18 protein-coding genes are annotated in these 21,707 nt (G+C 58.4%); 15 read left to right on the plus strand and 3 right to left on the minus strand.

All coding sequences use genetic code 11. The features are described 5' to 3' along the window. Positions 1 to 14 precede the first annotated feature (14 nt). The 11 genes from JIO00_RS26705 (at position 15) to JIO00_RS26755 (ending at position 14,143) form a co-directional block, all read left to right on the plus strand. Positions 15 to 2,837, plus strand: a complete 2,823-nt coding sequence (locus tag JIO00_RS26705) for an LPS-assembly protein LptD (RefSeq protein WP_200667155.1) — start codon at positions 15 to 17, stop codon at positions 2,835 to 2,837. Beyond that, the gene (gene surA / locus JIO00_RS26710; protein WP_010467166.1) at positions 2,818 to 4,134 is read left to right on the plus strand and encodes a peptidylprolyl isomerase SurA; all 1,317 of its coding nucleotides are present in this window, start codon (positions 2,818 to 2,820) and stop codon (positions 4,132 to 4,134) included. The genes JIO00_RS26705 and surA overlap by 20 nt, the downstream gene beginning before the upstream one ends. Further along, on the plus strand, positions 4,131 to 5,120 hold the full coding sequence (pdxA, locus tag JIO00_RS26715; RefSeq protein ID WP_200667157.1) for a 4-hydroxythreonine-4-phosphate dehydrogenase PdxA: 990 nt from the start codon (positions 4,131 to 4,133) through the stop codon (positions 5,118 to 5,120). The genes surA and pdxA overlap by 4 nt, the downstream gene beginning before the upstream one ends. After that, the gene (gene rsmA / locus JIO00_RS26720; protein ID WP_010467164.1) at positions 5,117 to 5,935 is read left to right on the plus strand and encodes a 16S rRNA (adenine(1518)-N(6)/adenine(1519)-N(6))-dimethyltransferase RsmA; all 819 of its coding nucleotides are present in this window, start codon (positions 5,117 to 5,119) and stop codon (positions 5,933 to 5,935) included. The genes pdxA and rsmA overlap by 4 nt, the downstream gene beginning before the upstream one ends. A gap of 123 nt (positions 5,936 to 6,058) precedes the next feature. Next, positions 6,059 to 6,439, plus strand: a complete 381-nt coding sequence (gene apaG, locus JIO00_RS26725) for a Co2+/Mg2+ efflux protein ApaG (RefSeq protein WP_010467163.1) — start codon at positions 6,059 to 6,061, stop codon at positions 6,437 to 6,439. Then, positions 6,439 to 7,323: a symmetrical bis(5'-nucleosyl)-tetraphosphatase gene (locus JIO00_RS26730; RefSeq protein ID WP_010467162.1), complete on the plus strand. Its 885-nt coding sequence runs from the start codon at positions 6,439 to 6,441 to the stop codon at positions 7,321 to 7,323. The genes apaG and JIO00_RS26730 overlap by 1 nt, the downstream gene beginning before the upstream one ends. A 33-nt stretch (positions 7,324 to 7,356) precedes the next feature. Then, positions 7,357 to 7,686 carry a thiosulfate sulfurtransferase GlpE gene (gene glpE / locus JIO00_RS26735; RefSeq protein ID WP_010467161.1) on the plus strand — a complete coding sequence of 110 codons (330 nt, stop codon included), beginning with the start codon at positions 7,357 to 7,359 and terminating at the stop codon, positions 7,684 to 7,686. 296 nt (positions 7,687 to 7,982) lie between these two features. Continuing rightward, positions 7,983 to 9,905, plus strand: a complete 1,923-nt coding sequence (locus tag JIO00_RS26740) for a PrkA family serine protein kinase (RefSeq protein WP_010467160.1) — start codon at positions 7,983 to 7,985, stop codon at positions 9,903 to 9,905. Positions 9,906 to 10,019: 114 nt separating this feature from the next. Further along, positions 10,020 to 11,291, plus strand: coding sequence for a YeaH/YhbH family protein (locus JIO00_RS26745; protein ID WP_010467159.1), 1,272 nt, complete (start codon positions 10,020 to 10,022; stop codon positions 11,289 to 11,291). Continuing rightward, positions 11,288 to 12,850 carry a SpoVR family protein gene (locus JIO00_RS26750; protein WP_077747309.1) on the plus strand — a complete coding sequence of 521 codons (1,563 nt, stop codon included), beginning with the start codon at positions 11,288 to 11,290 and terminating at the stop codon, positions 12,848 to 12,850. The genes JIO00_RS26745 and JIO00_RS26750 overlap by 4 nt, the downstream gene beginning before the upstream one ends. A gap of 63 nt (positions 12,851 to 12,913) precedes the next feature. Further along, positions 12,914 to 14,143, plus strand: a complete 1,230-nt coding sequence (locus tag JIO00_RS26755; protein ID WP_077747308.1) for a multifunctional CCA addition/repair protein — start codon at positions 12,914 to 12,916, stop codon at positions 14,141 to 14,143. 108 nt (positions 14,144 to 14,251) lie between these two features. Here the strand turns inward: JIO00_RS26755 and folK are convergent, their stop codons facing one another. Together folK and folB are read right to left on the minus strand one after the other, a co-directional pair. Further along, on the minus strand, positions 14,252 to 14,770 hold the full coding sequence (gene folK, locus JIO00_RS26760) for a 2-amino-4-hydroxy-6-hydroxymethyldihydropteridine diphosphokinase (RefSeq protein WP_010467156.1): 519 nt from the start codon (positions 14,768 to 14,770) through the stop codon (positions 14,252 to 14,254). Further along, on the minus strand, positions 14,761 to 15,117 hold the full coding sequence (gene folB / locus JIO00_RS26765) for a dihydroneopterin aldolase (RefSeq protein WP_008051601.1): 357 nt from the start codon (positions 15,115 to 15,117) through the stop codon (positions 14,761 to 14,763). Before folB ends, folK begins: the two co-directional genes overlap by 10 nt. Positions 15,118 to 15,191: 74 nt before the next feature. On the opposite strand from folB, the gene plsY reads away from it, so the two are divergent. Beyond that, on the plus strand, positions 15,192 to 15,761 hold the full coding sequence (plsY, locus tag JIO00_RS26770; RefSeq protein ID WP_077747307.1) for a glycerol-3-phosphate 1-O-acyltransferase PlsY: 570 nt from the start codon (positions 15,192 to 15,194) through the stop codon (positions 15,759 to 15,761). Between the two features lie 23 nt (positions 15,762 to 15,784). Here the strand turns inward: plsY and tsaD are convergent, their stop codons facing one another. Beyond that, the gene (gene tsaD, locus JIO00_RS26775; protein WP_010467153.1) at positions 15,785 to 16,810 is read right to left on the minus strand and encodes a tRNA (adenosine(37)-N6)-threonylcarbamoyltransferase complex transferase subunit TsaD; all 1,026 of its coding nucleotides are present in this window, start codon (positions 16,808 to 16,810) and stop codon (positions 15,785 to 15,787) included. Between the two features lie 199 nt (positions 16,811 to 17,009). On the opposite strand from tsaD, the gene rpsU reads away from it, so the two are divergent. The 3 genes from rpsU (at position 17,010) to rpoD (ending at position 21,605) form a co-directional block, all read left to right on the plus strand. Further along, a complete protein-coding gene (gene rpsU, locus JIO00_RS26780; RefSeq protein ID WP_002551877.1) occupies positions 17,010 to 17,225 on the plus strand; it encodes a 30S ribosomal protein S21 in 216 nt (71 codons plus the stop codon). A 482-nt stretch (positions 17,226 to 17,707) separates the two neighbouring features. Further along, positions 17,708 to 19,687, plus strand: a complete 1,980-nt coding sequence (gene dnaG / locus JIO00_RS26785) for a DNA primase (protein ID WP_200667159.1) — start codon at positions 17,708 to 17,710, stop codon at positions 19,685 to 19,687. Between the two features lie 67 nt (positions 19,688 to 19,754). After that, entirely contained in the window at positions 19,755 to 21,605 is a 1,851-nt protein-coding gene (rpoD, locus tag JIO00_RS26790; RefSeq protein WP_077747306.1) for an RNA polymerase sigma factor RpoD, read from the plus strand. Positions 21,606 to 21,707: the final 102 nt, after the last annotated feature.

Here is a 21,707-nt window from a genome sequence, read left to right on the forward strand (position 1 = left end):
CCCGGACTAATAAGATGGCATTGAAATCCCCCGCGTTTCGTAAAAAATTTCCGTTGTTGGTTACCGGCAGTCTGCTGGCCCTGCAACCCCTAGCCACTTCTTTCGTGGTCGCCGCGGAACAGTATGACTGCTCAGTCTCTGCTTCGGGTGCCTGGGACTGTGCGCCAAAAGCGCCAGCGGCGGCATTGCCTCCGCGTCCCGTCCATGACGGCAGCGCAGTTTCCGCCACCGGCGAACCTGCGTCCGAAAGTGGCACCAGTGAAGACACTGGCGCCAAGCCTGTGCTGGTTACCGAGTCCAAAGGCCGCGGCCTGAAGTCGCGTAGTGCAGACTACAGTCACCTCGACTGGGTTCCGCGCGAGAACCTCACGGCAGCGCAACTGGCCGAGACCGGTCCTTACTGCTCTGGTTCCTATATCGAACCGATTCGTCCTGGCATGAATGACAAGACGAATAAAAGTGACGCTCCAACCTTTATCGGCGCCAAAGCCTCCCGCTATAAGCAGGAAGAGCAAGTCGCGACCCTGGCCGGTGACGTCGTCATGCGCCAGGGCAGCATGCAGGTTGAAGCCGACGAAGCGAACCTGTACCAGGCCGAAAGCCGTGGCGAATTGAGCGGCAACGTGCGCATTCGCGACAACGGCGCACTGATCGTGGGCGACCACGCCGACGTGCAGCTCGATACCGGTGAAGCCAAGGTCGATAACGCCGAATACGTGATGCACAAATCCCGTATCCGCGGTAACGCGCTGTACGCCAAACGTGCCGAAAACGCGATCATCCGCCTCAAGGATGGTACGTACACCACGTGCGAACCGAACAGCAACGCCTGGCAGCTCAAGGGCAACAACATCACCTTGAACCCGGCCACCGGCTTCGGTACCGCGACCAACGTGACACTGCGGGTCAAGGACATTCCTGTCCTGTACACGCCGTACATCTATTTCCCGATCGATGACCGTCGCCAGTCCGGCTTCCTGCCGCCGACTATCGGCAGCGGCACCGATACTGGCTTATTGCTGGTAACGCCGTACTACTTCAACCTGGCACCGAACTACGATGCCACGTTGTATCCGCGCTACATGAGCAAACATGGTCTGCTCATGGAAGGTGAATTCCGCTACCTGACCAAATCCAGCGAAGGTCAGTTTGGCGCAGCGTACCTTAACGATGAAAGCAACGATCGCGACAAGCAGACCGATGCCGAAAAAACCCGCTACATGTACAACTGGCAGCACAAGGGTGGCCTCGACTCTCGCGTCCTCACTGAAGTCGATTACACCAAGATCAGCGATCCGTATTACTTCCAGGATCTGCAGACTGACCAGATTGGCGTGAAAAGCGCGGATTATGTGAATCAGCAGGGTGCTGTCAGCTATCGAGGCGACGGATATACCGCTCGTATCAACGCCCAGGCCTATCAGCTTGCGACCGTTTCGAACATCACACCGTACAATCGCTTGCCGCAGATCACTTTCAACGGTGCGCTGCCGTATCATCCGGCCGGTCTGGATTTCGCGTACAACACGGAAATCGTGCGCTTTGATCGGGATCTGAAAACCGGGAATTACACCGATGAAGATGGCGGTCCGTTCAATGCGGATGGAACCGTCGGTACTCGACGGCTTGATACCAACGTTTTCGGCTTGGCCCGGGCTACCGGCAATCGTCTGAACGTAGAGCCGGTTGTCAGCTACCCGATGAACACGACTTATGGCTTCCTGAAGCCCTCGCTCAAGTATCAATACACGCAATACGATCTGGATCTCGATAATCAGGGTAAACGCGACATCGCCACCCAGGGCGCTGAAGGTGACCGGCTCAACGGTACCTATAGTCGCAACCAAAGTCGTGGCGTGCCAATCGCCAGCATCGACAGCGGCCTGTATTTCGATCGCGATACCCAATGGTTCGGCAAGAACTATCGTCAGACCCTCGAACCGCGTCTGTACTATCTCTACGTGCCTGAAAAAGACCAGAGCGACATTCCGGTCTTCGATTCTGCCGAGTCCACGTTCAATTATTCTTCGCTGTTCCGTGACAACCGCTTCTCCGGCTCCGACCGTGTCGGCGACGAGAACAAACTATCCCTGGGCGTGACCAACCGCTGGATCGAAGATAACGGGTTCGAGCGTCAACGCATCAGTGTCGGCCAAGCCTTGTACTTCAAGGATCGCGAGGTTCAGTTGCCGGGTATCGATGCGAAAACTCGCGACGACGCCCATTCAAACGTCTCGCCTTACGCGCTGGAATACGAATACCGCTGGAACCGCGATTGGCGCACCACGGCCGACTACAACTGGGATCCGGACAGCCGCAGCCCTCGCTCGGGTAGCGCGATGTTCCACTACCAGCCTGAAGGCAATCCGAACAAGATCATCAACGCCGGCTATCGCTATCGCAACGACCAGGTCCGTTATGACCAGAACACGGGCAAATGGACTGTGGGCGGTGGCGACTATGGCGTCGAAGGCAAACCGGGCTTCGTGAAGGACTACTACAAGATTCAACAGCACGACTTCTCGGTGATGTGGCCGATCGTTCCGCAATGGAACCTGATCAGCCGCTGGCAGTATGACTACAACCGCAACCGTACCCTGGAAGCCTTCGGTGGTTTCGAGTACGACAACTGCTGCTGGAAACTGCGCCTGATCAACCGTTACTGGGTTTCCTATGACGAATTCAGTCAAGAAGCCCCACAAAACGAAAAAGGCGACCACGGCGTCTTCCTACAAATCGTTCTGAAAGGTCTCGGCGGCCTCACCGGCGCCAAAGTAGAGAGCTTCCTCGACAAAGGCATCCAAGGTTATCGTGAACGTGAAGACCAAGCTTTCTGATTGTCTGCGCCCGCTAGTGCTGGGCGCGCTGTTCCTGGGTACTGCGGCGAACGCCGCGGTACAGTCCATCGACAAAGTGGTGGCCATCGTCGACAACGACGTGGTCATGCAAAGCCAACTGGACCAGCGTGTTCATGAAGTTCAGCAAACCATCGCCAAACGCGGTTCTGCGGTTCCGCCGGCCGGCGTGCTGGATCAGCAGGTGCTTGAGCGTCTGATCGTCGAAAACCTGCAATTGCAGATCGGCGAGCGTTCCGGCATCCGCATTACCGATGAAGAACTGAACCAGGCTGTCGGCACCATTGCCCAGCGCAATAACATGTCGATTGATCAGTTCCGTGCTGCCCTGACTCGTGACGGCCTCTCTTATGAGGACGCACGGGACCAGATTCGTCGCGAAATGATCATCAGCCGAGTGCGCCAGCGTCGTGTGGCCGAGCGCATTCAGGTGTCTGAACAGGAAGTGAAGAACTTCCTCGCTTCCGACCTCGGCAAAATGCAGTTGTCCGAAGAGTTCCGTCTGGCCAACATCCTGATTCCTACGCCGGAAAGCGCCAACTCCGATGCAATTCAGAATGCAGCCAAGCAAGCGGACGCGGTTTACCAGCAGCTCAAGCAAGGCGCTGACTTCGGTCAGTTGGCAATCGCCAAATCCGCCAGCGAAACCGCACTGGAAGGCGGCGACATGGGCTGGCGTAAAGCCGCTCAATTGCCACCTCCGTTCGATCGCATGTTGAGCACCATGACCGTTGGCGACATTACCCAGCCAATGCGCACGCCGGGGGGCTTCATCATCCTGAAGATCCTCGACAAGCGTGGCGGTGAGACCCAGACCCGTGACGAAGTGCACGTGCGTCACATCCTGGTCAAACCTAGCCCGATTCGTGACGAAGCAAAAACCAAAGCCCTGGCTGAATCGCTCTATACCCGAATCGAAGCGGGCGAAGATTTCGGCGAACTGGCGAAAAGCTTCTCGGAAGACCCGGGTTCCGCCCTCAACGGTGGCGACCTGAACTGGATCGACCCGAACGCATTGGTGCCCGAGTTCCGCGAAGTGATGGCCAAGACCCCGCAAGGTCAACTGTCCAAGCCGTTCCAGACTCAATACGGCTGGCACGTTCTGGAAGTCCTTGGCCGCCGCGCCACCGACAGCACGACCCAGGCCCGTGAGCAGCAGGCGATGACCGTACTGCGTAACCGCAAATACGACGAAGAGCTGCAAACCTGGCTGCGTCAGATCCGTGACGAAGCGTATGTAGAGATCAAACTCCCTGGTGCAGACCAGGCAGCGCAGTGAAACCCAAGCGTTTCGCGCTGACACCCGGCGAACCGGCCGGCATAGGTCCTGACCTGTGCCTGCTGCTCGCCTCGCAAGCCCAGCCACATCCCCTGATTGCCATAACCAGCCGCGACCTGCTCCTTGAGCGGGCCGCGCAGCTGGGTGTGGTCGTCGATTTGCTGCCGGTAACACCGGACAGTTGGCCGGATGCCCCGGCACCCGCCAACAGCCTGTATGTCTGGGATACCCCGCTCAATGCACCGGTCATCGCCGGGCAACTGGACAAGGCCAATGCGGCTTTCGTTCTGGAAACCCTGACCCGTGCGGGCCAAGGCTGCCTCGACGGGCATTTCGCCGGCATGATCACCGCCCCCGTGCACAAGGGCGTGATCAATGAATCGGGCATTGCCTTCTCCGGGCACACCGAATTTCTCGCTGACCTGACCCATACCGCACAAGTGGTGATGATGCTTGCCACCCGCGACTTGCGCGTGGCGCTGGTCACCACTCACCTGCCCCTTCGGGAGATTGCCGATGCAATCACCCCGGAGCGTCTGGAACGGGTCACGCGGATTCTGTACACCGACCTGCAACAAAAGTTCGGCATCGCCCGGCCACGCATCCTGGTCTGCGGGCTAAACCCGCACGCCGGTGAAGGCGGACATCTGGGCCATGAAGAAATCGACATCATCGAACCTACATTAGAGCGCCTGCGCGGCGAGGGCATGGACCTTCGCGGCCCCCTGCCCGCCGACACTCTGTTTACCCCCAAATATCTGGAGCACTGCGACGCGGTGCTGGCGATGTACCACGACCAGGGCCTGCCTGTGCTGAAATACAAAGGCTTCGGCGCGGCAGTCAACGTGACCCTGGGCTTGCCGATCATCCGCACATCGGTCGACCACGGCACTGCCCTGGATCTGGCCGGCAGCGGCAACATCGACACCGGCAGCCTGCAAGTCGCCCTGGAAACCGCCTACCAGATGGCCGAGACCCGTTTATGACCGAACATTACCAACACCGGGCGCGCAAGCGTTTTGGCCAGAACTTCCTGCACGATGCCGGCGTTATCGACCGCATCCTGCGCTCCATCCACGCCAAGCCTGAGGACCGCCTGCTGGAAATCGGCCCGGGCCAGGGTGCACTGACCCAGGGCCTGCTGGGCAGCGGCGCGCAACTGGACGTGGTGGAGCTGGACAAAGACCTGATCCCGATCCTCAATCAGCAGTTCGCTGGCAAGAGCAACTTCAATCTGCATCAGGGCGACGCACTGAAGTTTGACTTCAACAGCCTGAACGCAGCCCCGGGCAGCCTTCGGGTCGTCGGCAACCTGCCGTACAACATCTCTACGCCGCTGATTTTTCACTTGCTGCACAACGCGAGCCTGATTCGCGACATGCACTTCATGCTGCAAAAGGAAGTGGTCCAGCGTATGGCGGCGGGCCCTGGTGGCGGTGACTGGGGCCGTCTGTCGATCATGGTTCAGTATCACTGCCGGGTTGAGCATCTGTTCAACGTTGGCCCCGGTGCGTTCAATCCGCCACCGAAAGTCGATTCGGCCATCGTGCGCCTGGTGCCTCATGCGGTGCTGCCGCACCCGGCCAAGGATCACAAGCTGCTGGAGCGTGTTGTGCGCGAAGCCTTCAACCAGCGCCGCAAAACCCTACGCAATACCCTCAAGTTGCTGCTGAGCAACGACGAAATCACGGCAGCCGGCGTCGACGGCAGCCTTCGTCCAGAGCAGCTCGACCTTGCCGCCTTCGTGCGCCTTGCCGACAAGCTTAGCGAACAAGTCCTGGCTACTCCCGCTGTCGACTGACAGCCGACGAGCGTTATCGGGTAGGACACCAGCGCCCATGTCTGGTTTACTACCCGATACTTGGCCTAGACTGAGCTCCATCAGCTACGCCCCGCGTCCCGCTTCGCTTTTAAGGCCTCTTGCATGTCCGATCCTCGTTATCAGGTCGACGTCAGCGTCGTCACCCGCTATCTGGCAGAACAATCGCAACCCGAGCACAACCGCTTCGCCTTTGCCTACACCATTACCGTGCACAACAATGGCGAGCTACCGGCCAAACTGCTGTCTCGGCACTGGGTCATCACCGATGGCGATGGACATGTCGAAGAGGTTCGCGGTGCGGGCGTTGTCGGCCAACAACCGTTGATCGAACCAGGCAAGAGCCATACCTACAGCAGCGGCACCGTCATGACCTCCAAGGTCGGTACGATGCAGGGTACTTATGAAATGATCGCCGACGACGGCAAACACTTTGACGCCGTTATCGCGCCATTCCGCCTGGCGGTGCCCGGAGCCCTGCACTGATGGCGACGTATGCCGTCGGTGACCTTCAAGGCTGCCTTGAAGCCCTGCAATGCCTGCTCAAAAAAGTCGCGTTCGACCCGGCGAAGGATCGTCTGTGGCTGGTGGGCGATCTGGTCAACCGCGGCCCGCAGTCGCTGGAAACCTTGCGTTTTCTCTACAGCATCCGCGAATCGCTGGTGTGCGTGCTCGGCAACCATGACCTGCACCTGCTGGCCGCCGGTAAGAACATAGAACGCCTGAAGAAAACCGATACCCTACGCGAAATTATCGAAGCCCCCGATTGCGCCGAGCTGCTGGAATGGCTACGCCAGCAAAAACTCATGCATTACGACGAACAACGTAACGTTGCGCTGGTGCATGCCGGTATTCCCCCGCAATGGTCGCTGCGCAAAGCACTGAAGTACGCCGCCGAGGTCGAGACGGCGCTACGCGACGACAATCTGCTGCCGCCCTACCTCGACGGCATGTACGGCAACGATCCGGCGAAATGGGACAGCGACCTCAGAGGCGTCACGCGCCTTCGGGTGATCACCAACTATTTCACCCGCATGCGTTTCTGTACGGCCGAAGGCAAGCTGGACCTCAAGAGCAAGGAAGGCCTGGGCACTGCGCCACCCGGCTACAAACCCTGGTTCCAGCACAAGGAACGCAAGACCAAAGGCGTGAAAATCATTTTCGGGCACTGGGCCGCGCTTGAAGGCCAGTGCAACGAACCGGGCATCTCTGCGCTCGACACGGGTTGCGTCTGGGGCGGTGCCCTGACGATGATGAACGTCGACAGCGGCGAACGCCTGTCCTGCAAATGCGACGAGCATGGCCATGCTGCCGCGCCGCCAGTCGCCCCACGAACTAGCGAACAAACGCCAGCCAGCGCCCAGCGCTAGACTGCGCTTTCAGCCGAGCCACAGGAGCCCGCCATGAGCGAATTCAAACGTATCCCCCCAGAACAGGCACAGGCCTTGCGCGAACAAGGCGCAGTAGTGGTCGATGTCCGTGACCCCGCGACCTATGCCGCCCTGCACATCAGCGGCTCGAAGCATCTGGACAATCATTCCCTGCATGCCTTCATTCAGGCGGCCGATCTGGACGCACCGACCGTGGTGGTCTGCTATCACGGCAATTCCAGCCAGGGCGCCGCCGCATACCTGATCAGCCAGGGCTTTTCCGACGTGTACAGCATGGATGGCGGTTTTGAGCTGTGGCGTACGACTTATCCTGCGGAAACGGCGCAAGGCACTTCCGAATAATTTTTTTGTAACGTGCAAGCCCCGTCCCCTGTGGGCTCGCACGGTGGCAGACGAACGGTCTGCCACAACTAATTACGTATCTCGCCTTTACCTCCTGAATAAGCAACTATCCTTAAGCGCAGGCCATCCAAAACAGGGGAGAGCCGGTACACCGGCGCGCGGGTCATCGGGAGTAGCTTTCGAGGTCGTCAGCTTCGAAAGAGTTCTGGGGGGTAAACAGCGACTGCATATCCGGTTGCTGCCAGCATCGACTGAATGATCCGGCGTCGGCTCCACGTATCGAGCGAGGTGACGTCATGAGTATCTTTAGCCACTTCCAACAACGCTTCGAGTCCACACGCCAGGAAGAACTCTCTCTGCAAGAGTATCTTGAGCTGTGCAAACAGGACCGCAGCGCCTACGCCTCCGCCGCCGAGCGTCTATTGCTGGCCATCGGAGAACCGGAGCTGCTCGACACCTCGACCAACTCGAGACTGTCGCGAATCTTTTCCAACAAGGTGATCCGCCGCTATCCGGCCTTTGAAGACTTCCACGGGATGGAAGAATGCATAGACCAGATCGTGTCGTATTTCCGCCATGCCGCTCAGGGCCTGGAAGAGAAGAAACAAATCCTCTATCTGCTCGGCCCCGTCGGTGGCGGTAAATCGTCCCTGGCCGAGAAGCTCAAACAACTGATCGAGAAAGTGCCCTTCTACGCCATCAAGGGCTCGCCGGTATTCGAGTCGCCGCTGGGTCTGTTCAACGCCACTGAAGATGGTGCGATCCTCGAAGAAGACTTCGGCATTCCGCGGCGCTACCTCAATACCATCATGTCTCCATGGGCCACCAAGCGCCTGGCCGAATTCGGCGGTGACATCAGCCAGTTCCGCGTGGTGAAACTCTATCCGTCGATCCTCAACCAGATCGCGGTGGCCAAAACCGAACCGGGCGATGAAAACAACCAGGACATCTCGGCGCTGGTGGGCAAGGTCGACATCCGCAAACTGGAGGAATACCCACAGAACGACGCTGATGCCTACAGCTATTCAGGCGCGCTGTGCCGGGCCAACCAGGGCCTGATGGAATTCGTCGAAATGTTCAAGGCGCCAATCAAGGTGCTGCACCCATTGCTGACCGCCACCCAGGAAGGCAACTACAACAGTACCGAAGGCCTCGGGGCGATTCCGTTTACCGGGATCCTGCTGGCTCACTCCAACGAATCGGAATGGCACACCTTCCGCAACAACAAGAACAACGAAGCCTTCATCGACCGGATCTATATCGTCAAAGTGCCTTACTGCCTGCGGGTCAGCGACGAGGTGAAGATCTACGACAAGCTTCTGTTCAACAGCTCTCTGGCCAAGGCCCATTGCGCACCCGACACCCTGAAAATGCTCGCCCAGTTCACCGTGCTCTCACGCCTCAAGGAGCCGGAAAACTCCAACATTTATTCCAAGATGCGCGTGTATGACGGCGAGAACCTCAAAGACACGGATCCGAAAGCCAAGTCGATCCAGGAATACCGCGACAACGCCGGTGTCGACGAAGGCATGAACGGTCTGTCGACCCGGTTTGCGTTCAAGATCCTGTCCAAGGTCTTCAACTTTGATCCGCACGAAATCGCCGCCAACCCGGTGCATTTGCTCTATGTGCTGGAACAACAGATCGAACAGGAACAATTCCAGGCCGAGACCCGTGAACGCTATCTGCGCTTCCTCAAGGAGTACCTGGCACCGCGTTATATCGAATTCATCGGCAAGGAGATCCAGACTGCCTACCTCGAGTCTTACAGCGAGTATGGCCAGAACATCTTCGATCGTTACGTGCTGTACGCAGACTTCTGGATCCAGGACCAGGAATACCGAGATCCGGAAACCGGCGAAATCCTCAACCGCGTCGCGCTGAACGAAGAGCTTGAGAAAATAGAAAAACCGGCCGGCATCAGCAATCCGAAGGATTTCCGCAACGAAATCGTCAACTTCGTCTTGCGCGCCCGGGCCAACAACAATGGCAAGAACCCGACCTGGCTCAGCTACGAAAAACTGCGGGTGGTCATCGAGAAGAAAATGTTCTCCAACACCGAGGACCTCCTGCCTGTCATCAGCTTCAATGCCAAGGCCAGCAAAGAGGACCAGCAGAAGCACAACGACTTCGTCACACGGATGGTCGAGCGGGGCTACACCGACAAACAGGTACGACTGCTGTCCGAGTGGTACCTGCGGGTCCGGAAATCGCAATGACGCAGCGGCAAGCCATAAGCTACAAGCGGCAAGAAAAAGCGCGTAAGCCCTGATATCCGGGCAGCTTCTACTTGCAGCTTGTAGCTCACAACTTGAAGCCGCCCGGAGGGGCCTATGAGCTATGTGATCGACCGACGTCTCAATGGCAAGAACAAGAGCACGGTGAACCGTCAGCGGTTTCTGCGGCGTTATCGTGATCACATCAAAAAGGCCGTCGAAGAGGCGGTCAGTCGGCGTTCCATTACCGATATGGAACACGGCGAACAGATCAGCATCCCCGGCCGCGACATCGACGAGCCGGTGCTTCACCATGGACGTGGTGGCAAGCAGACCGTCGTGCACCCCGGCAACAAGGAATTCACCAGCGGCGAACACATTGCCCGTCCGCCAGGCGGTGGTGGCGGCAGAGGCCCAGGCAAGGCGGGCAACTCGGGCGAAGGGATGGACGAGTTCGTCTTCCAGATCACCCAGGAGGAATTCCTCGAATTCATGTTCGAGGACCTCGAACTGCCGAACCTGGTCAAGCGCAACCTGACCGGCACCGACACCTTCAAGACCGTGCGCGCGGGTATCAGCAACGAAGGTAACCCGTCGCGAATCAACATCATCCGTACCCTGCGCTCGGCCCATGCCCGGCGAATCGCCCTGTCTGGCAGCAGCCGGGCAAAATTACGGGAAGCCAAAGAAGAACTGCTGCGACTCAAGCGGGATGAACCGGATAACTTCGGCGATATTCAGGAGATCGAAGCAGAAATCGAAAAACTCAGTGCGCGCATCCATCGCGTTCCCTTTCTCGATACCTTCGACCTCAAGTACAACTTGCTCATCAAGCAGCCGAACCCCAGCTCCAAGGCGGTGATGTTCTGCCTGATGGATGTGTCCGGTTCAATGACCCAGGCGACCAAAGACATCGCCAAGCGCTTTTTCATCCTGCTGTACCTGTTTCTCAAGCGTAACTACGACAAAATCGACGTCGTCTTCATCCGCCACCACACCAGCGCCCGCGAAGTGGATGAGGAAGAGTTCTTCTACTCCCGGGAAACCGGCGGCACCATCGTCTCCAGCGCCTTGAAACTGATGCAGGAAATCATGGCCGAGCGTTATCCGAGCAATGAGTGGAACATCTACGCGGCCCAGGCCTCCGACGGTGACAACTGGAACGACGATTCGCCGATCTGCCGCGACATTCTGATCAACCAGATCATGCCGTTCGTGCAGTACTACACTTACGTTGAGATTACCCCGCGCGAACACCAGGCTTTGTGGTTCGAATACGAACGCATCGCTGAAGCCTTCTCTGACACTTTTGCCCAGCAGCAACTGGTCTCGGCCGGGGATATCTACCCGGTCTTCCGTGAACTCTTCCAGCGCAGGTTAGTGACATGACCGCCAAAGAGCAGAAGCGCCAACCCATTTCCACCGGCTCAGAATGGACATTCGAGCTGATCCAGGCCTATGACAAAGAAATCAGTCGCCTGGCGGCTCGTTATGCCCTGGATACGTACCCTAACCAGATCGAAGTGATCACCGCCGAGCAGATGATGGATGCCTACGCCTCCGTCGGCATGCCACTGGGTTATCACCATTGGTCCTATGGCAAACACTTCCTCAGCACCGAGAAGTCCTACAGCCGTGGGCAGATGGGGCTGGCCTACGAGATTGTGATTAACTCAGACCCATGCATCGCCTATCTGATGGAAGAAAACACCATCTGTATGCAGGCCCTGGTGGTCGCTCATGCCTGCTATGGCCACAACAGCTTCTTCAAGGGCAATTACCTGTTCCGCACCTGGACCGACGCCAGCTCGATCATCGATTACCTGGTTTTCGCCAAGCAGTACATCATGCAATGCGAAGAACGCCACGGCATCGACGCGGTGGAGGACCTGCTGGATTCCTGCCATGCGCTGATGAACTACGGGGTCGACCGCTACAAACGCCCGTATCCGATCTCGGCTGAAGAAGAACGCCGCCGGCAGAAGGATCGGGAAGAGCACTTGCAGAAACAGATCAATGATTTGTGGCGGACCATTCCAAAAGGGGCCGACAAGTACAGCGACAAGGACAACGCGCGCTTCCCCGCCGAACCTCAGGAAAACATCCTGTACTTCATCGAAAAACACGCGCCGCTGCTGGAGCCCTGGCAGCGGGAAATCGTGCGCATCGTGCGCAAGATCGCCCAATATTTCTACCCGCAACGCCAGACCCAGGTCATGAACGAAGGCTGGGCCACGTTCTGGCACTACACGCTGATGAACGATCTGTATGACGAAGGCCTCGTTACCGACGGCTTCATGATGGAGTTTCTGACGTCCCACACCAGCGTGGTCTACCAACCCGGCTTCGACAGCCCCTACTACAACGGCATCAACCCCTACACCTTGGGTTTTGCCATGTACCGGGACATCCGCCGCATGTGTGAACACCCTACCGAGGAGGATTACCGCTGGTTCCCTGAGATAGCCGGTACCGACTGGCTGTCGAGCATCAAGTTCGCCATGAGCAGCTTCAAGGACGAAAGCTTCATCCTGCAGTACCTGTCACCGCAGGTGATCCGCGACCTGAAGTTGTTCAGCATTCTCGATGACGACCAAAAGGACGACCTGCTGGTCCCGGCCATTCACGATGAAGGTGGCTACCGCACCATTCGCGAAACACTGGCCGCGCAGTACAACCTGGGTAATCGAGAGCCCAATATTCAGATCTACAGCATCGACCGGCGTGGCGACCGCTCCCTGACCTTGCGTCACCAGCAGCACGACCGCAAACCGCTGGGCGAGTCCACCGAGGAAGTGCTCAAGCACCTGCACCGGCTGTGGGGCTTCGACATTCATCTGGAAACGCTGCAAGGCGACCAGGTCATGAAAGTTCACCATGTCCCGCCCAGAAGCGAGCACAGCGAGGGGGATTACGGCCGGCTGGACCTGGCCGTCATTCATCTTTGATCCTGTTTCTGCCTCCGGAAGTTCGACGCAAAGGTTATTCTGTCGAGCTAACGGAGGTTTTTTATGCGGATTTATAAAGTCGGCGGCGCGGTACGCGATCGCCTGCTGGGCGAACCTGTCACCGATATCGACTGGGTCGTGGTCGGTGCCACCACTGAAGAAATGCTCGCCCAGGGTTATCGCCCCGTGGGTGCTGACTTTCCGGTATTTCTTCACCCCAAGAGCGGTGAGGAATACGCCCTCGCCCGTACCGAACGCAAAAGCGGACGTGGTTACGGCGGTTTCACCTTTCATGCCAGCCCCGAAGTCACCCTCGAAGAAGACCTGATCCGTCGCGACCTGACAATCAACGCCATGGCCGAAGATGATCAGCAGAATCTGACCGACCCTTACCACGGCCAGCGCGATCTCGAAGCCCGAGTGCTTCGTCACGTTTCCCCCGCGTTCGCCGAAGATCCGCTCCGTGTCCTGCGCGTTGCCCGCTTCGCAGCCCGATACGCAGGACTGGGTTTCACCGTTGCGCCTGAAACTTTGGAGCTGATGCGCCAACTCAGCGAATCAGGTGAATTGAAGGCGTTGACGGCGGAACGCAGCTGGAAAGAGATTTCCCGTGCACTGATGGAAGATCAGCCACGGGTGTTCATTGAGGTGCTGCGTGAATGTGGCGCGCTCAAAGTGTTAATGCCGGAAGTTGATGCTCTGTTCGGCGTGCCGCAACCGGCAGCCCATCACCCTGAGATAGACACGGGGGTGCACACCCTGAGCGTCCTTGAGCAAGCGGCGCAGCACAAACAGCCGCTGACCGTGCGCTGGGCATGCCTGCTGCATGATCTGGGCAAAGGGCTCACGCCCGTGGAAGAATGGCCACGCCACATTGCCCATGAGCACACGGGCCTGAAGCTGATCAAAGCGGTGAATGAACGGTTCAAGGCACCGAAAGATTGTCAGGAATTGGCATTGCTGGTGGGTCAGTACCACACCCACGGCCACCGCGCCCTGGAGCTGAAACCCTCGACGTTACTGGACCTGCTGCAGAGTTTTGACGTTTACCGTCGGCCGCAGCGGTTTGAAGAGTTCATTGCGGCGTGCGAGATGGACGCCCGCGGCCGCAAAGGGCTGGAGCAGAGAAGTTACCCACAGGCGGATTATTTACGCGGAGCGGCGACTGCGGCGCGGAACGTGGCGGTACAGCCGTTGCTGGAGAAGGGATTCAAGGGGCCGGAGCTGGGTGAGGCGATCAAGCGTGAGCGACTAAAAGCGCTGAAGGCCTACAAAGAGGCGGCGTCTGCCTGAAAAGCTTCGCGGGCAAGCCTCGCGCCTGCAAGATCCAAGTCGTTTGCGATGGGGCGAACGACGCAAAACTTGCAGGAGCGAGGCTTGCCCGCGAAGGCATCATCCGCCTCACAACAAATTCGAAGGTGTCAGCTGTTCACCGCGCCACTCAAACGCCACCGGCGCCAACACCTGATCAATCTGTGCCTCACGCCACAACGTCGCAAAGCTTTTGCCTACCCCCGGATGCACTCTGTCCGGCGCAATCAGGGACAACGGCCATAGCACAAAGGCATTTTTCAGAATCTCTGCCCGCGGCAGGATCAATCCATCGAAATTGCCCACCAGATCGCCAAACAGCAGCACGTCGATATCCAGCGGCAAACCCTTACGGTCGGGCGCATACCGGCCATTGTCCGCCTCGATGAATTTCAATCGACGGTCCAGCTCCATCAGCGGCAAATCGGTGTAAGCCGACACCACGAAATTGAAGAACGGACCGCTCTTGATCCCCACTGGCTGGCTTTCGAACACCGCCGAGCAACGGATATCCACCAGGAAGCCTGCCAGGGCTTCCAGGCCCGCCTGCAAATGGGTTTCGCGCTCGATATTGCTACCGAGCCCGAGATACACCTGAGTCAGCGACATCCGCGCTCGATCTCCACGCCCACACCACCGGTGGCCGCCGGGACGGCGCCAGGCTTGGTCAGTTTGAGGCGCATCCAGGTGATCTTGAATTCGCTCATCAATACTTCAACCAGACGCTCGGCAAAGGTCTCGACCAGTTGGAACTGTGCCTGCTCGGCAAAGGCCTGGATGCGCGACGAAACGCTCGCGTAATCGAGCGCCAGGGTCAGGTCATCGCCTGCCGCTGCCGGGCGATTGTCCCAGGCGAAGCTCAGATCAAGTCGCAGGCACTGTCGGATGCCTCGTTCCCAGTCGTAGGCACCAATCACGGTGTCGACTTCCAGGCCCTCGATAAACACTCTGTCCAAGCACTTTTCTCCGCTGCACGACAAGGGCGCAATGCGCCGTTAGAATCAGGGCGTCCTCGCCCGGAATAGTTAGCATGTTTTGGTTACTGGCGACCCTCGCCTACCTGCTCGGCTCTCTGTCCTTCGCCATTTTGCTCAGCCGCCTGACCGGTAACCCCGATCCGCGAATGAGTGGCTCGGGCAATGCCGGCGCCACCAACATGTTGCGCCTGGCCGGCAAGAAACTCGCCATCCTGACCCTGATCGGCGACCTCTGCAAAGGCCTGTTGCCGGTGTTGATCGCCGGTGTTGCGGGTCTTTCGCTGCAAGAACAGGCCTGGATCGGCGTCTGTGCCGTCATCGGCCACCTGTTCCCGCTGTACTTTCGCTTTCGCGGTGGCAAGGGTGTCGCCACCGCGGCCGGAATGCTCCTGGGCCTGTATCCGCCAGCTGCATTGCTGGCGGTTTGCGCCTGGTTGCTGACGTTCTACCTGACCCGCACCAGCTCCCTCGCCGCATTGATCGCCACGCCGCTGACCCTGCCGCTGCTGGCCTGGCAAGCACCTGCGGCACTGCTACCCATGAGCGCACTCACGGGGCTGATCGTCTGGCGTCATCGCGGCAATCTACGCGACCTGTTTGCCGGGCGCGAACGGCATTTTTAAATACCGGACGTGAGCCCCGCTCATCACAGCGCCGACAGTTGCTCCATCGGCCAGCGCGCCTGCACGCTGATCGCCAGGCTTTCGTGCTGGCCGGCCTGCAAGCGCTGGCAACCGGCAAACGCAATCATCGCGCCGTTGTCGGTGCAGAACTCCGGACGGGCATAAAACACGTCGCCCTTCATGTCACCGAGCATCTTTTCCAGGGACGTGCGCAGCGCCTTGTTGGCGCTGACGCCCCCAGCGATCACCAGACGCTTCATGCCCGCTTGTTTCAGGGCGCGCTTGCACTTGATGGTCAAAGTCTCCACCACGGCCTGCTGGAACGCCAGCGAGATGTCGCAACGGGCTTGCTCGCTGTCGTCCCCGGCGCTGACGCTCTGCTGCCAAGTGTTCAGGGCGAAGGTTTTCAAGCCACTGAAGCTGAACGCCAGGCCCGGGCGGTCGCACATGGGACGCGGAAAAGTGAAACGTCCTGAAACGCCCCGCTCCGCCAGCTTGGCGATTTCCGGACCGCCCGGATAATTGAGGCCCATCATCTTCGCGGTCTTGTCGAATGCTTCACCGGCGGCGTCATCGAGGGTCTCGCCCAAGAGCGTGTAGTGACCGATACCGTCGACCTGAACCAGCTGCGTATGACCACCCGACACCAACAAAGCGACGAACGGGAATTGTGGCGGCTGCGGCTCCAGCATCGGCGCCAGCAAGTGGCCTTCCATGTGGTGCACACCCAAGGCCGGAATGCCCCAGGCAAAGGCCAGCGCCTGAGCGCAAGAGGCGCCCACCAGCAAGGCACCGACCAGGCCAGGACCCGCGGTATAAGCGATGGCATCGATCTCGGTCGGCACACAGTCAGCTTCGGCCAACACCTGACGAATCAAGGGCAGCATGCGCTTGACGTGGTCGCGCGAGGCCAGCTCCGGCACTACACCGCCATAGGCGCGGTGCAGGTCGATCTGACTGAACAGCGCGTCGGCCAGCAGGCCGCGCTCACTGTCATATAATGCGACACCGGTTTCGTCGCAGGAGGTTTCTAATCCCAGTACTAGCATGGGTTTGCGCCTTGTTTAGGCTGAATTCGAAGGCGCGCATAATAGTCGCCATGGGATGCCCCGACTAGCGGTTTTCGATCAGAGGCTTTGCATTCCGGTCGATGAGGAGTTAACATCCGCAACCCTTAAAAACCGACGTCTTCAAGTGCTCTTTTGCCGCGAGGATGTTGACCCCGGTAATGAATGAAGGTAGCTCTGGATGCCAGCCGTCAAAGTAAAAGAGAACGAACCCTTCGACGTAGCTCTGCGTCGTTTCAAGCGCTCCTGCGAAAAAGCCGGTGTACTGGCTGAAGTTCGTAGCCGCGAATTCTACGAGAAGCCTACTTCTGAGCGTAAGCGCAAAGCAGCAGCCGCTGTTAAGCGTCACGCGAAGAAAGTTCAGCGCGAACAGCGCCGCGCCGTTCGTCTGTACTAATACACAGACGTTCGTAGCAAGCTTCTGCCAAGCCCGGCCCTCAGCCGGGCTAATGGCATTTGCGGAAAACGCTTGATGCTTCACCGTCAAAGCCGCAGACGCGACCGAGACAAACCTGCTTCGCAGCGTCAGACCTGGCTCTTTTGCCAGCGGTGCACGTCTTTTCTGACGAGCCTTCCAAGGCTACTGACGAGCACACCCACTGATTCCTCTTACGACGATCAGCCCAAGGCACCTTCTTGCGTGCCCGCTTATGAGCTATCCGAGGCCCTCGACTGGCCGCAGCGGATTTCAGCGAAATACTTTCGTATAGTCGAATACTGATTGGTACTAACGTCAGTGGATTTTCGGCAGATACACTTCCCGACAGCGATTACGCAGACGACACCGGTCGAGCCGCACATTTTGCGCGCCTCAAACAACGACCTGCGTTCGGCCGCTCATCGTTTTGGGTCCATTTCAGCGCAGATGACGAGAACGCCATGGCCGGGCTAATTCCCCAGAGCTTCATTGACGACCTTCTGAACCGCACCGACATCGTCGATGTGGTCAGCTCGCGCCTGCAAATGAAAAAGGCCGGTAAAAACTACACCGCCTGCTGCCCTTTTCATAAAGAAAAAACCCCGTCCTTCAGCGTCAGCCCCGACAAGCAGTTCTATTACTGCTTCGGCTGCGGCGCGGGCGGCAACGCCCTCGGCTTCATGATGGACCACGACAACCTGGATTTCGTCCAGGCTGTCGAAGAACTGGCCAAAGCCGCGGGCATGGAAATCCCCCGCGAAGAAAGCGGTCGGCCGCACAAACCGCGGCAACCGACTGATTCGCCGCTTTACCCGCTGCTGACTGCAGCCGCCGACTTCTACCGGCAAGCCCTGAAAAGCCATCCATCGCGCAAAGCGGCTGTGGATTATTTGAAAGGTCGTGGGCTGACCGGCGAAATCGCCCGGGACTTCGGCCTCGGCTTCGCGCCGCCCGGTTGGGACAATCTGTTCAAGCACTTGAGCAGCGACACCCTGCAACAAAAAGCCATGGTCGACGCCGGCCTGCTGATCGAGAACGCCGAAACCGGCAAACGCTATGACCGCTTTCGCGATCGCGTGATGTTCCCGATCCGCGACAGCCGCGGACGCATCATTGCTTTCGGCGGCAGGGTATTGGGCGACGACAAGCCGAAATACCTGAACTCACCGGAAACCCCCGTATTCCATAAAGGCCAGGAACTCTACGGCCTTTATGAAGCACGCAAGAACAACCGCAACCTCGACGAAATCATCGTAGTCGAAGGCTACATGGACGTCATTGCCCTCGCCCAACAAGGCTTGCGCAATGCCGTCGCGACCCTGGGCACCGCCACCAGCGAAGAGCACTTGAAGCGGCTGTTTCGAGTCGTGCCTAACGTGCTTTTTTGCTTCGACGGCGACCAGGCCGGCCGCAACGCTGCGTGGCGCGCACTGGAAGCTGCCCTGCCGTGCCTGCAAGACGGGCGGCGCGCGCGCTTTCTGTTCCTGCCCGAAGGTGAAGACCCCGACACGCTGGTCCGCTCCGAAGGCACTGACGCTTTCCGCGCGCGAATCAACCAGCACGCCCAGCCGTTGGCGGATTATTTCTTTCAGCAACTGACCGAGGAATCGGACCCGCGCTCGCTCGAAGGCAAGGCCCACATGGCCACCCTCGCCGCACCGCTGATCGACAAGGTCCCTGGCGCCAACCTGCGCATCTTGATGCGTCAGCGCCTGACCGAAATTACCGGCCTCAGCGGTGAAGCCGTGAGCCAACTGGTTCAAAGCGCACCTCAAGATGCGCCGCCGGCATACGACCCGGGCGTCGATTACGACGCCATGCCGGATTACAGCGACTACCATCAGCCGCAGGCACAAGAGATGTATGTGCCGCAGCAGGAATGGACGCCGAAGAAACCCGGAGCGGGCGGCAAGAAGTGGGACAAGAAGCCCTGGGACAAAAACGGCAAGCGAGGCGGTGATCGTGATCAACCTAGCGCCCCGCGCACACCGATTGCTGTGGAAGCCCCAACCCTGATCGCACTTCGCACACTCATTCATCACCCCGATCTGGCTAGCAAGGTCGAAACCGCCAACCACTTCGCCAATGAGAGCAATACCTATGCTCAGTTGCTGGTAGCGCTGATCGAGGCTGTGCAAAAAAATCCTAAGCTAAACTCTATTCAGTTGATGGCCCGCTGGCACGGGACTGAACAGGGGCGTCTGCTCAGGGCTTTGGCGGAAAAGGAATGGCTGATTGACGGCGATAACCTTGAACAACAGTTTTTAGACACCATTACTAGGCTATCGGCAAGTCAACACACGGATAGCCTGGAAGTACTTATCAGGAAAGCAAGGCAGCCAGGATTGACCGCGGAGGAAGCAAATCAGATCGCAAATCAGATGCGCGACCTATTAAAACGCAATATGGCTGTATCAACCCCGACCTCAACTGGCGCGTGAGGTCATAGCTCAGGTATAATCCTCGGCTTGTTTTTTGCCCGCCAAGACCTTCAGTGGATAGGGTGTTATGTCCGGAAAAGCGCAACAGCAGTCTCGTATCAAAGAGTTGATCACACTTGGTCGTGAGCAGGGTTACCTGACTTACGCGGAGGTCAACGACCACCTGCCGGAGGATATTTCAGATCCGGAACAGGTGGAAGACATCATCCGCATGATTAACGACATGGGGATCAACGTATTCGAGGTTGCGCCAGATAAGGATTCCCTTATGCTGGCCGACGCCGATACTGACGAAGCCGCGGCCGAAGAGGCAGCAGCAGCGTTGGCAGCGGTCGAGACCGACATTGGTCGTACCACCGACCCAGTGCGCATGTACATGCGCGAAATGGGTACGGTAGAGCTCCTCACTCGTGAAGGCGAAATCGAAATCGCCAAACGTATTGAAGAGGGTATCCGTGAAGTGATGGGCGCAATCGCGCACTTCCCTGGTACGGTTGACCACATTCTCTCCGAGTACACTCGCGTTACCACCGAAGGTGGCCGCCTATCCGACGTCCTGAGCGGTTATATCGACCCGGACGACGGCATTGCGCCGCCTGCTGCCGAAGTGCCGCCGCCTGTCGATCCGAAAGCCGTTAAAGCGGACGACGATACCGACGACGAAGAAGCTGAAGCCAGCACCGACGACGAAGAAGAAGCCGAAAGCGGTCCGGATCCGGTCATCGCAGCACAGCGTTTTGGCGCTGTCTCCGATCAGATGGAAATCACCCGCAAGGCGCTGAAAAAGCACGGTCGTGGCAACAAGCTGGCAATCGCCGAGCTGGTGCTGCTGGCTGAGTTGTTCATGCCGATCAAACTGGTTCCGAAGCAATTCGAAGGCCTGGTCGAGCGTGTTCGCAGTGCCCTGGATCGTCTGCGTCAGCAAGAGCGCGCGATCATGCAACTTTGCGTTCGTGATGCCCGCATGCCGCGTGCCGACTTCCTGCGCCAGTTCCCGGGCAACGAAGTTGACGAAAGCTGGACCGATGCACTGGCCAAAGGCAAAAGCAAATACGCTGAAGCCATTGGCCGCCTGCAACCGGACATCATTCGTTGCCAGCAAAAGCTGACCGCGCTGCAAACCGAAACCGGTTTGACGATCGCCGAGATCAAGGACATCAACCGTCGCATGTCGATCGGTGAGGCCAAGGCCCGCCGCGCGAAGAAAGAGATGGTTGAAGCGAACTTGCGTCTGGTGATCTCCATCGCCAAGAAATACACCAACCGTGGCCTGCAATTCCTCGATCTGATCCAGGAAGGCAACATCGGTTTGATGAAAGCGGTAGACAAGTTCGAATACCGCCGCGGCTACAAATTCTCGACTTATGCCACCTGGTGGATCCGTCAGGCGATCACTCGCTCGATCGCCGACCAGGCCCGCACCATCCGTATTCCGGTGCACATGATCGAGACGATCAACAAGCTCAACCGCATTTCCCGGCAGATGTTGCAGGAAATGGGTCGCGAACCGACCCCGGAAGAGCTGGGCGAACGCATGGAAATGCCTGAGGACAAGATCCGCAAGGTATTGAAGATCGCTAAAGAGCCGATCTCCATGGAAACCCCGATCGGTGATGACGAAGACTCCCATCTGGGTGACTTCATCGAAGACTCGACCATGCAGTCGCCAATCGATGTCGCCACTGTTGAGAGCCTTAAAGAAGCGACTCGCGAAGTGCTGTCCGGCCTCACTGCCCGTGAAGCCAAGGTTCTGCGCATGCGCTTCGGTATCGACATGAATACCGACCACACCCTTGAGGAGGTTGGTAAGCAGTTCGACGTGACCCGTGAACGGATTCGTCAGATCGAAGCCAAGGCGCTGCGCAAGCTGCGCCACCCGACGAGAAGCGAGCATTTGCGCTCCTTCCTCGACGAGTGATCACAGAACCCCCGGCCCAGGCCGGGGGTTTTGCTTTCTACAGATAAAATCCCCCGTACCTCCCCCCCGCCGAATTGCCCGTCTACACTCGAAACATTCCCC

Origin of the sequence: Pseudomonas sp. SW-3, from assembly GCF_016615645.1 — a bacterium.
Lineage (GTDB): Bacteria > Pseudomonadota > Gammaproteobacteria > Pseudomonadales > Pseudomonadaceae > Aquipseudomonas > Aquipseudomonas mandelii.

What these genes read in the sequence shown, in the direction of transcription:
- rsmA (WP_010467164.1), top strand. Translation starts at nt 5,117, where the DNA reads ATGACCGAACATTACCAACACCGGGCGCGCAAGCGTTTTGGCCAGAAC.
- plsY (WP_077747307.1), top strand. Translation starts at nt 15,192, where the DNA reads ATGTTTTGGTTACTGGCGACCCTCGCCTACCTGCTCGGCTCTCTGTCC.
- tsaD (WP_010467153.1), bottom strand. Translation starts at nt 16,810, where the DNA reads ATGCTAGTACTGGGATTAGAAACCTCCTGCGACGAAACCGGTGTCGCA.
- JIO00_RS26755 (WP_077747308.1), top strand. Translation starts at nt 12,914, where the DNA reads ATGCGGATTTATAAAGTCGGCGGCGCGGTACGCGATCGCCTGCTGGGC.
- folK (WP_010467156.1), bottom strand. Translation starts at nt 14,770, where the DNA reads ATGTCGCTGACTCAGGTGTATCTCGGGCTCGGTAGCAATATCGAGCGC.
- dnaG (WP_200667159.1), top strand. Translation starts at nt 17,708, where the DNA reads ATGGCCGGGCTAATTCCCCAGAGCTTCATTGACGACCTTCTGAACCGC.
- JIO00_RS26705 (WP_200667155.1), top strand. Translation starts at nt 15, where the DNA reads ATGGCATTGAAATCCCCCGCGTTTCGTAAAAAATTTCCGTTGTTGGTT.
- JIO00_RS26740 (WP_010467160.1), top strand. Translation starts at nt 7,983, where the DNA reads ATGAGTATCTTTAGCCACTTCCAACAACGCTTCGAGTCCACACGCCAG.
- apaG (WP_010467163.1), top strand. Translation starts at nt 6,059, where the DNA reads ATGTCCGATCCTCGTTATCAGGTCGACGTCAGCGTCGTCACCCGCTAT.
- rpoD (WP_077747306.1), top strand. Translation starts at nt 19,755, where the DNA reads ATGTCCGGAAAAGCGCAACAGCAGTCTCGTATCAAAGAGTTGATCACA.
- JIO00_RS26750 (WP_077747309.1), top strand. Translation starts at nt 11,288, where the DNA reads ATGACCGCCAAAGAGCAGAAGCGCCAACCCATTTCCACCGGCTCAGAA.
- JIO00_RS26745 (WP_010467159.1), top strand. Translation starts at nt 10,020, where the DNA reads ATGAGCTATGTGATCGACCGACGTCTCAATGGCAAGAACAAGAGCACG.
- JIO00_RS26730 (WP_010467162.1), top strand. Translation starts at nt 6,439, where the DNA reads ATGGCGACGTATGCCGTCGGTGACCTTCAAGGCTGCCTTGAAGCCCTG.
- glpE (WP_010467161.1), top strand. Translation starts at nt 7,357, where the DNA reads ATGAGCGAATTCAAACGTATCCCCCCAGAACAGGCACAGGCCTTGCGC.
- rpsU (WP_002551877.1), top strand. Translation starts at nt 17,010, where the DNA reads ATGCCAGCCGTCAAAGTAAAAGAGAACGAACCCTTCGACGTAGCTCTG.